Annotated in this window: 15 protein-coding genes; 12 read left to right on the top strand and 3 right to left on the bottom strand. The window is 37.3% G+C overall.

Annotated features, from left to right (window positions below; all coding sequences use genetic code 11):
* Positions 1-87 precede the first annotated feature (87 nt).
* The 6 genes from A5816_RS06695 to A5816_RS06665 all read left to right on the top strand — a co-directional run bounded on the left by A5816_RS06695 (position 88) and on the right by A5816_RS06665 (position 6,911).
* On the top strand, positions 88-543 hold the full coding sequence (locus A5816_RS06695) for a hypothetical protein (RefSeq protein ID WP_002290187.1): 456 nt from the start codon (positions 88-90) through the stop codon (positions 541-543).
* Positions 544-1,005: 462 nt separating this feature from the next.
* The gene (locus tag A5816_RS06685) at positions 1,006-1,281 is read left to right on the top strand and encodes a hypothetical protein (RefSeq protein ID WP_002290188.1); all 276 of its coding nucleotides are present in this window, start codon (positions 1,006-1,008) and stop codon (positions 1,279-1,281) included.
* Between the two features lie 12 nt (positions 1,282-1,293).
* Positions 1,294-3,372, top strand: a complete 2,079-nt coding sequence (locus tag A5816_RS06680) for a sodium:proton antiporter (RefSeq protein ID WP_086310992.1) — start codon at positions 1,294-1,296, stop codon at positions 3,370-3,372.
* Positions 3,373-3,530: 158 nt separating this feature from the next.
* Complete coding sequence (locus tag A5816_RS06675; RefSeq protein ID WP_002290190.1) at positions 3,531-5,414, top strand: ABC-F family ATP-binding cassette domain-containing protein; 1,884 nt, start codon at positions 3,531-3,533, stop codon at positions 5,412-5,414.
* Positions 5,415-5,425: 11 nt separating this feature from the next.
* The gene (locus A5816_RS06670) at positions 5,426-6,373 is read left to right on the top strand and encodes a thymidylate synthase (RefSeq protein WP_086310991.1); all 948 of its coding nucleotides are present in this window, start codon (positions 5,426-5,428) and stop codon (positions 6,371-6,373) included.
* 19 nt (positions 6,374-6,392) lie between these two features.
* Positions 6,393-6,911 carry a dihydrofolate reductase gene (locus A5816_RS06665; protein WP_002290193.1) on the top strand — a complete coding sequence of 173 codons (519 nt, stop codon included), beginning with the start codon at positions 6,393-6,395 and terminating at the stop codon, positions 6,909-6,911.
* 64 nt (positions 6,912-6,975) lie between these two features.
* Here the strand turns inward: A5816_RS06665 and A5816_RS06660 are convergent, their stop codons facing one another.
* Entirely contained in the window at positions 6,976-7,629 is a 654-nt protein-coding gene (locus A5816_RS06660; protein ID WP_086310990.1) for a hemolysin III family protein, read from the bottom strand.
* Positions 7,630-7,760: 131 nt separating this feature from the next.
* Here A5816_RS06660 and A5816_RS06655 point away from each other — a divergent pair, with 131 nt between their 5' ends.
* From A5816_RS06655 to lepB, 6 genes are all read left to right on the top strand, one after another.
* Positions 7,761-8,603, top strand: a complete 843-nt coding sequence (locus A5816_RS06655) for a DegV family protein (RefSeq protein WP_002309576.1) — start codon at positions 7,761-7,763, stop codon at positions 8,601-8,603.
* Between the two features lie 157 nt (positions 8,604-8,760).
* On the top strand, positions 8,761-9,654 hold the full coding sequence (locus A5816_RS06650; RefSeq protein WP_086310989.1) for an SGNH/GDSL hydrolase family protein: 894 nt from the start codon (positions 8,761-8,763) through the stop codon (positions 9,652-9,654).
* A gap of 5 nt (positions 9,655-9,659) precedes the next feature.
* Positions 9,660-10,373: a YpmS family protein gene (locus A5816_RS06645; protein ID WP_010732777.1), complete on the top strand. Its 714-nt coding sequence runs from the start codon at positions 9,660-9,662 to the stop codon at positions 10,371-10,373.
* 19 nt (positions 10,374-10,392) lie between these two features.
* Complete coding sequence (gene msrA / locus A5816_RS06640) at positions 10,393-10,911, top strand: peptide-methionine (S)-S-oxide reductase MsrA (protein WP_038398835.1); 519 nt, start codon at positions 10,393-10,395, stop codon at positions 10,909-10,911.
* The gene (locus tag A5816_RS06635; protein ID WP_002290200.1) at positions 10,908-11,135 is read left to right on the top strand and encodes a YozE family protein; all 228 of its coding nucleotides are present in this window, start codon (positions 10,908-10,910) and stop codon (positions 11,133-11,135) included. Before msrA ends, A5816_RS06635 begins: the two co-directional genes overlap by 4 nt.
* A gap of 149 nt (positions 11,136-11,284) precedes the next feature.
* Complete coding sequence (gene lepB / locus A5816_RS06630) at positions 11,285-11,836, top strand: signal peptidase I (protein WP_002290203.1); 552 nt, start codon at positions 11,285-11,287, stop codon at positions 11,834-11,836.
* 87 nt (positions 11,837-11,923) lie between these two features.
* Here the strand turns inward: lepB and A5816_RS06625 are convergent, their stop codons facing one another.
* Positions 11,924-12,466, bottom strand: coding sequence for a folate family ECF transporter S component (locus A5816_RS06625; protein ID WP_038398837.1), 543 nt, complete (start codon positions 12,464-12,466; stop codon positions 11,924-11,926).
* Between the two features lie 236 nt (positions 12,467-12,702).
* Positions 12,703-13,101 (bottom strand): VOC family protein, encoded by a 399-nt coding sequence (locus tag A5816_RS06620; protein ID WP_010732773.1) that lies wholly within the window; start codon positions 13,099-13,101, stop codon positions 12,703-12,705.
* Positions 13,102-13,292 lie beyond the last annotated feature (191 nt).

Here is a 13,292-nt window from a genome sequence, read left to right as displayed (position 1 = left end):
AAAAAACATAAAATGTGACCACTTACATAAATTTGTGCTAAACTGAGGAAGTACAAGAATAAATTACATCATAAAGGAGTCTTTTTAATGAGTAAAGAAATGACAGCGCTAAAATTTTATTTTAGAAATGGAGAAACATGGACGATTAACCGCCGTCACATCGGCGATCTTTGGATCAAACAAATCACAACAAGTTTTGGACGGATCAATGGCAGTGAATTTGTTGAAATCCATCCATGTGCCGGATTTAAAATCGAAATCTTCCATGAAGGAGATGCAGTTGCGACACATGATATCAACTTAGGTGGACTAGAAATGGGCATGTTTAATCGTGCATTGAAATACGAAGATATCGAACGAATGGAAATCCTTTACCGCAATGGAACACCTGATCTTGTATACTTCCCATATCTAGATAAAGGAACAGAAGGATTAGACAATCAATACCAATCTACAAAAATCAGCGAAAAAACAGGTAATTTGTACATCGTGATCAACCCAGATCAACGAGTAGAAGATGTATACGGAGAATTTTTCGAATAAATTGATTTTACGCAAAAATGAGGTTGTGAAAGAGACATTCAGCCTTGAGTGATAATGAGAACTCTAACAAAAAAAATTGCGACGAGTAACCACAAGAGCGATAAGAAGTGATGTTGAAAATAGCTTCCCATATTTTACAAAATCGTGCCTTATGGCTGATAGGCTGTCTCTAGAACACCATTTATTCAGAATAAGGGGCTGCGACAAGACTTTTGTCACAGTCTTTTTTTGTTGTGACAAAGGAACAAGGAGGATATGATAAAAAAACAAACATTATTTTTGTTAGAAACTTTTATCTTTCTTAAGTTTTACTTGATATATGAGACTATTTGGAATAGAATGAGGCGTTGAAAAATTTATGGAAATTTCTAACTAGCAATAAACGATGAAACAATGAAATATTTTTCATTCAAAGAGAACTTTGCTATAATGATGGAAGTTTGTGTATAGGAGATCTAGAAAATGAGAGAAAGTTTTGAACAACAAAAAAAACTGTTGCATGATCGCTATGGCGCCCTTTCGATGGATGACCGCCGTCAAATACTTTGTAAGTTGCGTAAAAGAAATATATTGATGTATCGTCAGTTGGAACGTCTGAAACATGATCTGCTTCGTTTGGAGTCAAAACGTGTACAGTGTGAATTAGAGGGAAATCAAACACAAGTTGAAGTAGTTGAAACCAAAATTTTAAAGAAAAAAGAACAATTTTTAAAAATGCTTACACAAAATAAAAAATAAAGGGGATGGACGATGGAATTTGCTGAGTTAGTTATTGTATTTGCAGTAACGATCACCTTATCGAACATAGCTAGCCGCATTTTGCCAATGATCCCAGCTCCACTGATTCAAATTTTCCTTGGAGTGGTATTAGGTCTGACAGAGTGGGGACAATCAGTTGATTTTGAACCTGAATTGTTCTTGGTTATGATCATTGCACCATTATTATTTAGAGAAGGAGAAAAAGCAGATATTTCTTCGATTCTCAAAAATTTCGGGACGATTCTGTTCTTGGCATTTGGCGGAGTCATTTTGACCCTTGTCGGCGTAGGTGCGACGTTGTCATTCCTGTTGCCAAGTGTCCCTCTTGCTGCCTGCTTTGCTTTTGGGGCAGCGTTAGGTCCGACAGATGCGGTAGCAGTCAGTTCGCTTTCTGGACGGGTGAATATCCCTAAGAAAGCAATGCATATTTTAGAAGGAGAAGGCCTGTTGAATGATGCATCTGGTGTTACTGCCTTCCAGTTTGCTCTTGGTGCGCTGATCACCGGTTCTTTTTCCGCAGTAAATGCTGGGATGAGTTTAGTGGTCTCCAGTATTGGTGGAGCTTTGATCGGTTTTTTGCTTGTCTGGTTCAAACAAAAAATAATCCATTTGATTGAAAAAGCATCGGCACAAGATGTCACAGGGTATCTGCTGATCGAACTTTTGCTTCCTTTTCTAGCCTATGTATTGGCAGAGGCATTTGATGTATCTGGGATCATTGCTGCAGTGGCAGCAGGTATTCTCCAAGCTTCTGGTTTTAGGAAAATCACCGTGTTTGATGCAGAGTTGTCGAGTTTGTCCCACAGTACATGGACAACTATTGCTTTTACACTGAATGCATTAGTGTTTATATTTTTAGGAATCGAACTGACACAAGTATTTTCGCCGGTATGGGGAGACGGTTTATATCCAAACGGTCTTTTGTTAGCGATTATCGTATTGATCTCTATTATGCTTTTTGTGATTAGATTCATTTCCATCAGTCTTTTTTATGTATTCAAAGATGGCAGTAAAAAGTTCAAAAAACAGTTGAACGAGATCTTGATTTTGACATTTGGCGGTGTAAAGGGAACAGTCAGTTTGGCTACGATCTTTATTTTGCCCTTTTCAATCAATAATATGATGTTTTACCAGCGATCTTTACTTTTGTTTCTGACGGCCGGTGTCATCTTAGTGACTTTGGTCATAGGGATCATTGTCTTGCCTATGCTGACGGAAACAGAGGAAGCGAAAAGCACGGATTTGAATGCTTTGATGATCTTAGAAGAGGTCGTTGAAGTTTTGCGAAAAGAAATAAAGGAAATTGATCGTGATACAAAAGAATTTTTAGCCACTGAAGCAGTGATAGAAAATTACCAGGAACGAATACGTGATCTGTACTTGGAAGATTTAACCGATGATGAAAAGCAAGAAGTACAAGAAATACAAGCGCTGATTTTGTCGATCGAACGCGACGGATTAGATGAAAGTTATCGTTCGGGTAAACTTTCTTCTAATGGTTATCGCTTTTATTCCCGTTTTCTTTCCCGGTTCGAACATTCGATCACCAGTCAATTTTTATCTTTTATCGGCTTTTGGTTCATTGTTGTCCGTAGGTTGATGCGAATCGTTCTCCATCCAAAAATGTTTTGGCAAAGAAGGTATGCGGATCGTCAGACATTTATTAGTGATGAAGATATCCAAGAAATCAGGGAGACATATCAAAAAAATACCCAATTGATTATTGAAAGTTTAGATAACTTGACTGATATTTATGATGAAACGATGCTTCAATTTTTTATCCAGCAACGCAAACTTGAGGGAATAAAAATGAGCTCGGGGAATTTGATTTCTTCGTGGATGATCCAGCAAGATAGCCTGTTTACGAAAAAAATGCTGAGAGGTTATTATCTTGAAAGAAAAATCATTGATGAATACGAAGTTGCTGAGAAAATCACGACGTTTTCTGCGAATAGCTACCGTAGGAATATCAATTTGTTAGAATCTTATACGATGAACAAACCGTCAGATAACTTTTCTTTCCGATTTGCGTTTCGAGCAAAGTCAAAAAAATCGAGCGCAACGAAATAAAAAAATAGATTTTCAAGAACGATAAAAACAAAACATGTCAGAACAGGATCGGATCGGTCCTGTTCTTTTTTTGGAACACAAAAAGAACAAATTCGAAAAAAATTTTCCTGAAGTTCACTATTTTTATGATACAATATCCAAGATAAGGAGGGAACACGTTGAAAGAATTAAAAGTAACTGACCTCAAAAAAACTTATGGTGAAAAAGATTTGTTTGACCAGATTTCTTTTTTGATCCACGAAAAAGACCGTATCGGGTTGATTGGGACGAACGGGACGGGTAAAACAAGTCTCTTAAATATTATTGCTGGTATCGATAGCGGCGATGGCGATCGGCAAACAGTGTTTTATCCAACTGATTACCGTATAGGGTACCTTTCTCAAGCAGCTGAATTTTCTGATGAACTAACTGTTCTCCAAGCAGTCTTTCAAGGAAACAGTCCCTTGATCCAAACTGTTCGAGCATATGAGGAAGCATTGATCGAACTAGGGGAAAATGGAGAAGACCCTAATGTGCAAAAACGTTATGCTAAAGCAGAAGAACAAATGAATAAAGAAGATGCTTGGACCACAGATACCAATGCGAAGATTATTTTGCAAAAATTAGGAATCAGTGAACTAGATAAAAAAATCAATACGCTATCGGGTGGTCAGAAAAAACGCGTTAGTTTAGCTCAAGTGCTGATTGATGAACCCGATTTACTATTACTAGATGAGCCAACAAACCATTTGGATTATCAAGCAATCGAGTGGTTGGAAAATTATTTGAAACAATACCGTGGCGCCCTATTGATGGTTACCCACGATCGTTATTTTCTAGATCGAGTAGCAAACCGAATCTTCGAACTTTCATTTGGAAAATTATACGAGTACAAAGGAAATTATGAAGCTTACGTCTTAGAAAAAGCAGAACGTGATCGTGTAGAAGTAGAACAAGAAGAAAAGCGCAAGCGACTTTATAAGCAAGAACTAGCATGGATGAGGGCAGGAGTGCAGGCTCGCGGTACCAAGCAGCAAGCACGAATCAACCGTTTCGAAGATCTAAAGGAGAATTTATATCAAGTAAACCAAGAAGATGACTTAGAATTGAATCTAGCGACACAACGTTTAGGAAAAAAAGTACTGGAAATCAAAGATGGCAGTTACCGTATAAATGACCAAACACTGTTAGAACATTTAGATTTGCTGATTCAATCTCGGGAAAGGCTAGGAATTACTGGTAAAAATGGGGCAGGGAAATCGACATTGCTTAATATTCTAGCTGGCAGAATTCCTCTGGATAGCGGTACAATTTCTATCGGTGAAACGGTTCGGCTTGCGTATTATACACAAGAAAATGAAGAAATGGCACCAGATAAACGGATGATTGCTTACTTGCAAGAAGCTGCTGAAGAAGCAAAAACGGCTGATGGCAGTCAAATCGGGGTAGCAGAATTACTTGAACGATTTTTATTTCCGAGATTTATGCATGGGACACTGATTGGCAAACTTTCGGGCGGAGAAAAACGGCGATTGTTTTTGTTGAAACTGCTGATCCAACAACCCAATGTGTTATTATTGGATGAACCGACCAATGATTTGGACATAGCAACATTGACGATTTTGGAAGACTATTTCAGAAGTTTCCCAGGTGCTGTGATCACTGTTTCCCATGACCGTTATTTCTTGGATAAGGTAGCAGATAAGCTCTTGGTATTCCAAGGAAACGGAAAACAAGAACTTTATTATGGAAACATGTCCAGTTATTTGCTGAAGCAAAAAGAACTCCAGCAGCCTGCGGAAAAAGTGAAGCCAAAAACACAGAGCAAGGAACCTGCTGGAAAGAAAAAATTATCTTATATGGAGCAAAAAGAATGGGAAACGATTGAAGAGGATATTGCAGAACTTGAAGAAAAAATCTCATTGCTCCAAGAAGAGATGAATCATCAAGGAGATGATTTCACTCGGTTACAGGAATTGCAAAACGACGTATCTGAGACAGAAGCACAACTTGAAGAAAAAATGGCACGTTGGGAATATTTGAGTGAATGGGCAGAAGATTAGGAGGAAAAGGGATGGAACAAGCGTATCTTGACTTAGGAAGAAAATTGTTGGAAGAAGGACATCGTAAAGAAGACAGAACAGGCACGGGCACGTTAAGTTTATTCGGGTACCAAATGCGGTTTGATCTGCAAAAAGGGTTTCCTTTGTTAACAACGAAACGAGTACCTTTTGGCTTGATCAAAAGCGAACTGCTTTGGTTTTTAAAAGGAGATACGAACATCCGCTATCTATTACAAAATAAAAACCATATTTGGGATGAGTGGGCATTTGAACGCTATATCAAAAGTACAGATTATAACGGACCAGATATGACTGATTTTGGACATAGAAGTTTGACAGATCCTGAATTCAATGAAGAATACAAAAAGCAGAGCAAACTTTTTTGCGAAAGGATCCTAACAGATGATTCCTTTGCTGAGAAATACGGTGATCTTGGTCACATCTACGGTTATCAATGGCGGCACTGGGAGACAAAAGACGGCGGTTTTATCGATCAAATCAAAGAAGTGATCGAAGCAATCAAAAAGACACCTGATTCTAGAAGATTGATTGTCTCTGCATGGAATCCAGAAGATGTTCCTAGCATGGCTTTGCCTCCTTGCCATACGATGTTTCAATTTTATGTGCAAGAGGGACGGTTAAGCTGCCAATTGTATCAACGTAGCGGGGATGTCTTTCTAGGTGTTCCGTTCAATATTGCAAGTTATGCGTTGTTGACTCACTTGATTGCACATGAAACAGGTTTAGAGGTGGGAGAATTTGTTCACACGTTAGGAGATGCTCATCTTTATATCAACCATATCGAACAAATGAAAGAACAATTAAGCCGAGAAGTACGCGCATTTCCAACTTTAGCTTTGAATCAGGAAAAGCAGTCAGTATTTGATTTTGAGATGGAAGATATCCAGTTAGAAGGATATGACCCACATCCAACGATCAAAGCGCCTATCGCTGTTTAAAATCAGAAAGGATGAGAAAATGTTAGCTGCAATTTGGGCACAGGACGAAAACGGATTGATTGGAAAAGAAGACCGTCTTCCTTGGCGTTTGCCAAATGATCTGAAATTCTTTAAACAAATGACAGAAGCAAATACATTAGTGATGGGACGTAAAACTTTCGAAGGGATGGGCAGCCGTCCGTTGCCGAATCGTCAAACGATTGTTTTGACTAGAGATCCTTCCTATACAGCAGAAGGCGTGCATGTTATGCATAGTGTAGAAGAAGTGCTTGCCTTGGAAAAAGAAACAGACGGTATTTTTTTCATCGCTGGAGGTTCAGCTGTTTATCAAGAATTTCTACCATTTTGTACGATATTATATCGGACAGTCATCCATCATGTATTTGATGGAGATGCTTATTTTCCACCTGTTGACTGGTCTGATTGGTCACTGATCAATACGAGTCAAGGAGAAATAGACGAAAAAAATCGTTACCCGCATCAATTTGAAACGTATCAGCGTAATGAGAACCCTTTAAAAAAAGGGACAGGCGAATAGACGATAAAAAAACTATTGATGGAACAGCTTTTATTTAGAGCTGACCCATCAATAGCTTTTTTTATTAAGTAAAGAATAAAACAGAGAAGTACATAAAACCTGCACCTAACATAACAAACAAATGCCAAACAACATGCATATAGCGGATAGAATTCAAACTATAAAAGAATGCGCCTATCGTGTAAGAAAGGCCGCCTGCCACCATCAAAATAACACCAGTCATTCCAAGAGAGTGATAAAGAGGAACAGCAGCCACGACACAGAGCCACCCCATAAAAATATAGATGATCGTAGATACTTTTGATACTCTCTCCCGTTTATGCAACGTCAACGCTTTATATATAATGCCAAGAATCGCAAACAACCAGATCAATACAAATAAAGTCCAACCTAGCCATCCTCGGATACTCAGCAAACAAAAAGGAGTATAACTTCCTGCAATCAAAAGAAAAATCGAACTATGATCAAATACTTGGAACACCTTTTTTGCTTTTGTAAAAATCAATGAATGAAACAAAGTAGACGTTAAAAATAAAAGAATCATCATCGATCCATAGATAGCATAAGAGACAATATGGAGAGAGGAATGTAAGTGGACACCCTTTACCAAAAGAATCACTAGTCCTGCGATACTCAATCCAGTCCCAATTCCATGGGTAACTGCATTAAACACTTCATTTAATATTTCATACGTTCGATTAAATTTCGTTTTTTCCATGAAAACGGCTCCTTTACTAGGTGTAATTAATGAAAAATCATTATTTGTCTGTTATACTAAAAATAGAATTTGTCTTACATGTAGTTTAACATGAATAAGGCATCTTGTTAAAGAAAGAGAGAGAGAAAATAATGACAAACGTAAAAATCGTAACAGATTCTTCATGTACGATGGAAAAAAACATACGCGACGCTTTAGGCATTCGTGTCATGCCGCTATCCATCATGATTGACGGAACAGTATATCCGGATGATGACCAATTAGACGGTGAAAGATTTATGGAAATGATGGCGAAAGCAAAAAATCTGCCAAAAACCAGCCAACCACCGATTGGAGAATTCATCTCAATGTATGATGAGTTAGGAGAAGACGGCAGTGAAGTGATTTCGATCCACATGACAAAAGGCTTGAGTGGAACAGTAGAAGCAGCAAGACAAGCTAGTAATTTAACAAAAACAAAAGTAACGGTTATCGACAGTGATACCACTGACCAAGGTTTATCGTTTCAGGTAATTCGAGCAGCTGAATTAGCAAAAGAAGGTAAATCAGTAGAGGAAATCCTTGAAGAAGTCAAAAAAGTACAAGATAATACAAAATTATACATCGGAATTTCCACACTAGACAACTTGGTAAAAGGTGGAAGAATCAGCCGAACGACTGGTTTACTATCTAGTGTTTTGAACATACGCGTGGTGATGAATTTCGCCCACTCTGAATTGATCCCTGTAACGAAGGGGCGAGGAAAGAAAACGTTCGACAAATGGTTCAATAATTTGAAAAACGAACTGAAAGAATTGCCAAATGTGCGGCAAATCGGCATCTCACATGCGGATGCAAAAGAACTGGCACAAGAATTCAAAGAAGGTCTGCAAGAATTATTTCCGGATATGCATATCCCTGTACTGCACACGAATCCGGTTATCGCTACGCATACTGGTAAAGACGCGTTTGCAATCATGTATTACGTAGACTAGTCAAAAAGAGGATAAGCCCTCAGCCTGCAAGGCTTTTAGCTTATTCTCTTTTTCTTTGTAAAAATAGGAAAATAATTATTTTCTTTTTTCATAAAGACTACCTTTTTGATAAAATTTTTGATAACATTAGAAACAATCGAATACAAGAGGTGAAAAGATGAAATTAACGAAACGACATTTGCTCCTCGTTTTGTTCCCATTATTAATTGCGATCATCATCTATGCAGGTCTAGCTGCTTCCATACCGAAAGCTGGCCCTCTGATGAAACCAGTAACTACTGTGAGAGAAGATCCAAATAAAAAAGAAAAACTTCACTACATAGCTATCGGAGATTCGCTGACTGAAGGAGTCGGAGATCAAACCAAACAAGGAGGCTTCGTTCCCCTTGTCGCAAATGATCTAAAAGACCGTTATAATTTGACTGCGGTTGAAACAGAAAACTATGGTGTAAATGGTGAACGAAGTGACCAGATCTTAAAGCGAGTAAAAACAAAAGAAGAAATTCGAAACAATATCAAAACAGCTGATTTTATCACGCTGACTGTTGGCGGAAATGATTTGATGAAAGTTATCCAAAATAATTTGTTCGGGTTAACGGTCAATTCCTTTAAAAAACCGCTGAAAAACTATCAGGAAAATGTCACAGAACTATTGGAAGAATTTCGATCCCTCAATAAAACCGCGCCAATTTATATTTTAGGCATCTACAATCCATTTTATTTGAACTTTCCTGAAATCACTGACATGCAGACCATCGTTAATAATTGGAACAAAGGAACAGAAACGGTGACGAAAAAAATGCCGAATTGCTACTTTATCCCAATCAACGACTTGCTTTATCAAGGATTGAATCAGGAAGTAGGTGTCACAGAAGAAGGCACAGATCAAACAACTAGCACGACAGAAAATCTAAATGGCATCAAAAACAATGTGCTTTACGAAGAAGATCATTTCCATCCGAATAATTTAGGTTATCAATTGATGGCAAATGCAGTGAGAGATCAGCTGATCGAGACACAAAACCAATGGCTAGAGAAGGAGGACGATTAAAAAACATGAAAACAAGATCTGGAGCAACTTCAAACAAAGCAAAGAAAACGAATTACTGGAAAGTCGCCTTTCTTATCCTTCTTGGGGTAGTACTCGGTTCGACAGTATTTTTAGGTAGCCGTATTTTTGCTAATCGGGAACCAGAACTCCCAGAAATACCTGCCCTCACGGAAAGGCAAGGCGATCCTGTCCTCACGATCAATTCAAATAAAGAAAAAGTCAATCAAATCATTAGCTTTTTCCTTAGTGAGTATCAAAAAGATAGTGATATCGAATATAAATTCTATTTGGAAAATGAAGCACTGCTCAATGGTACTTTCGAAGTATTAGGTTTTCCTATCAATTTCTATTTATATTTTGATCCTTATGTGATGGAAAATGGAAATGTCCAACTAAAAGCTAGAAGTCTTTCTATTGGAACATTAAGTTTGCCAATTAAAGATGTGATGAATATGATCAAGAGAAACTATAAATTGCCAGATTGGATCGAAGTTAATACAGATGATTTGACTATCATGCTTAGATTGGATCAATTCCGGATGCAAAACGGGATGTATATTAAAGCAGATAAAATCGACTTAGTAAATGATGACATTCGATTTAGTCTATATTTGCCAAAAGATACCTCTGATGCTTCAAACAACTCAAATACAAACAAAACTAGCAACAGCAGTACTGAAAGCAAAACAAAAGAGAACAAAAAAACATCAAATGAATAGTATTAGAGGAGGAATAATAATGGAACGAGCAATATTTGCAGGAGGCTGCTTCTGGTGCATGATCCAACCTTTCGATACGCTTCCTGGTATTCATACAGTGATGTCAGGATATACTGGAGGACACGTACCAGATCCAACTTATGAACAAGTAAAAAGCCAAACGACTGGACATACGGAAGCAGTGGAGATTATCTATGATCCAACATTGATTTCATATGAACAGTTAGTAGAACTTTACTGGCAGCAAACGGATCCGACTGATGCTTTTGGACAATTTGAGGATCGCGGCGACAATTACCGTCCGGTCATCTTTTATTTGACAGAAGAACAACGGATCATTGCTGAAAAAAGTAAGAAACAATTAGCTGAAAGTGGACGTTTCGAACAGCCAATCGTTACGAAAATCGAACCAGCCCAACCATTTTATCTAGCAGAAGAAAACCATCAAGAGTATTATAAAAAGCATCCTGAAAATTTTAAAAGAAACCATGCACGCCGGGCTGCCTTTATTGAAGAAAATTGGAGGAACGAAGGGTGAATCGAAGCTTTTTTCACTATTTAATGACACTGCGAGGCGGTGGTGTACACGATACTTTATCTATTTTTGCTACAGAAGCCGGTAAAGATATCCAATTCCCTAAGCACAGCTCTAGCTACGAAGAAATTTCTAGTTATCTAGAATTGAATGTCGACTATTTGCCATCCATGGATATTTTTGACGAAGCCTGGGAAAAATATTTAGAGAACAATCATGACTTATAAAAATTGGTTTTCCATTTATGATCCAAGCGCTTTTTGTCCAACAGTTTGATAGAAAGAATTATTTTTATTTCAGCTATCTAGTCGCATTTTTTTGATATTTTTCTTATAATAAAGAAAGAATGAAAAAACGAGGGATGGATTGATAGAGATTGACAAAAAAACAACGCTATATTGATCGCTTCTGGCTTATATTCAAATACTTACTTGTTTCTGTATTCATTGCGTTCATGTTGCGGGGATTTTTGTTCATCCCTGTACCAGTAGAAGGCAATTCAATGGAAAATGTCTTGAAACAAGGCGACATGGTTGTGATGGAAAAATTTTCGGAGATCAGACGATTTGATATTGTTGTTTTTCAATTAGCAGATGGGACGATTTATATCAAACGAGTAATTGGGCTTCCAGGAGAAAATGTTAGCTACCAAAATGATCAATTGAAGATCAATGGAAAAGTAGTGAAGGAGCCTTATCTAACTAAAAACATGAAGTCAGATCATGCAAATGCGTCCTATACGACGGACTTCACACTACAAGAACTGACGGGACAATCGAAGCTTCCCGAAGATAGTTACTTTGTACTTGGAGATAATCGAAGAGTTTCAAAAGATAGCCGCTCATTTGGTACGATCAATAAAACGGATATTTTAGGTAAAGCAAGATTCGTGTATTATCCGCTTGATGAAATAAAATGGATCCAGTGAGAAATAATAAAGAGGTTGTGACCATTCTTTTGTCACAACCTCTTTATCGTTTGGTCCAAAATCAGCATATTACCTTAGTACATAAAATCAAACAGCTCGTTTAAACACTTTTCTAGCCTCTAAAGCTTTGATAAATGAATAAACAACCGTTATTTGAATAGGAATCTGGATCATATTCCTGATAACCCTACCTAGAAAAATCACTTTGAAATCTGCACCAAACAAAACAGACATCAGCCAAGAATTGATAAAAAGGCTCACTGGAATCATAATCAATAGTTGGGCGGCGATGACGGAAAGCAGATTTATCTTTTTATGATATAAAAATAAGCCATTGATAAACCCACCAAGGAATGCTGTGATAAGAAAAGCAGCTTGAAACGTACCTGAACCAAATATTGTGAAATTCAAAGTGTTCGACAACATTTCAAGCAAACCAGCCCAGATCGGCCCATATAGATAACCCATAAGCGCCATACTTAAAAATCCGAATGTGACTTGAAAATAAGCAGGACCAATCGCTATCTTGTATAAGATGACATCAAGGGCTAATAAAAGGGCAGAAGTCGATAACAATCTTGCATTCATTTCGGGCAATCTAAAAACGTCTTTTGCAATCAAAGTGTTCAAAATATTCTCTCCTTTGTCAGTTAATAAGAAAAGGATACCATAAAATCACCGATGTGTCATGACACCTTTACAATTTACAAAAATAACCATCCAACGACTAATAAAAGGAGAAGAAGACTGCTTTTATAAACTGTAAAAAAGGCAATTGTACGATCGAAAAAAATAGAGGTGGAGAATACTTATCGTATCATCCATCTCTATTTTTTTGTTATAAAAACGTCAGTTTCGTTATCTGCTTACATCTTCATCCATACGGGTTCTAATGTGTTTCCATCCAAATCTTGGACTTCTAATGAAAACATTTCTTCTTCAGGGATTCCCATATCGACTTCGTGGAAAGTACCACCATTTTCTTTTGCAGTTTGAGCGAATTTTTTTACTTTATCCGCATTGTCCATACTAAACGAAATCAAAGCGCCACTTGTTTTTTTATTATCGGCTATTTCTTTATCTTTTATAAATTTTTTATAAAAATCATGAGAGAGGAGCATCACCCAAAAAGTGTCATCCCACACCATTGAACTAGCTTCTTCAGTAGAGAATTCTTCATTTTTTTTAAACCCAAGCTTTTCATAAAAAGCAACGGAACGATTGACATCGGCAACAGGAAAATTAACAAAAACCATACTATTCATTTGTTTCGTCTCCTTTCTGCTTTGTCCGTCTATCATCTCTTATTTAGGAAACGCTGTCAAAAAATTAGGCTCGTATACAGAGATCAAAATAAAAAATTTACATCATCAAAAAAGAGAAGATGTGATAGAATGAGGACTGGTTCACTTTCACTTAACTAATAGATAGGATTTTTTTATAATAGAAAAAAGTG

This window comes from Enterococcus sp. 3G1_DIV0629 (assembly GCF_002141285.1).
GTDB lineage: Bacteria > Bacillota > Bacilli > Lactobacillales > Enterococcaceae > Enterococcus_B > Enterococcus_B lactis.
The sequence above is the reverse complement of the archived record's forward strand: the minus strand, read 5'-3'. Positions and strand labels throughout refer to the sequence as shown.

Excerpts from the sequence above, each read along its gene's own strand:
- A5816_RS06645 (WP_010732777.1), top strand. The coding sequence starts at position 9,660 with ATGAAAACAAGATCTGGAGCAACTTCAAACAAAGCAAAGAAAACGAAT.
- A5816_RS06650 (WP_086310989.1), top strand. The coding sequence starts at position 8,761 with ATGAAATTAACGAAACGACATTTGCTCCTCGTTTTGTTCCCATTATTA.
- A5816_RS06680 (WP_086310992.1), top strand. The coding sequence starts at position 1,294 with ATGGAATTTGCTGAGTTAGTTATTGTATTTGCAGTAACGATCACCTTA.
- msrA (WP_038398835.1), top strand. The coding sequence starts at position 10,393 with ATGGAACGAGCAATATTTGCAGGAGGCTGCTTCTGGTGCATGATCCAA.
- A5816_RS06660 (WP_086310990.1), bottom strand. The coding sequence starts at position 7,629 with ATGGAAAAAACGAAATTTAATCGAACGTATGAAATATTAAATGAAGTG.
- A5816_RS06685 (WP_002290188.1), top strand. The coding sequence starts at position 1,006 with ATGAGAGAAAGTTTTGAACAACAAAAAAAACTGTTGCATGATCGCTAT.
- A5816_RS06670 (WP_086310991.1), top strand. The coding sequence starts at position 5,426 with ATGGAACAAGCGTATCTTGACTTAGGAAGAAAATTGTTGGAAGAAGGA.
- A5816_RS06655 (WP_002309576.1), top strand. The coding sequence starts at position 7,761 with ATGACAAACGTAAAAATCGTAACAGATTCTTCATGTACGATGGAAAAA.
- A5816_RS06665 (WP_002290193.1), top strand. The coding sequence starts at position 6,393 with ATGTTAGCTGCAATTTGGGCACAGGACGAAAACGGATTGATTGGAAAA.
- A5816_RS06620 (WP_010732773.1), bottom strand. The coding sequence starts at position 13,101 with ATGAATAGTATGGTTTTTGTTAATTTTCCTGTTGCCGATGTCAATCGT.
- A5816_RS06695 (WP_002290187.1), top strand. The coding sequence starts at position 88 with ATGAGTAAAGAAATGACAGCGCTAAAATTTTATTTTAGAAATGGAGAA.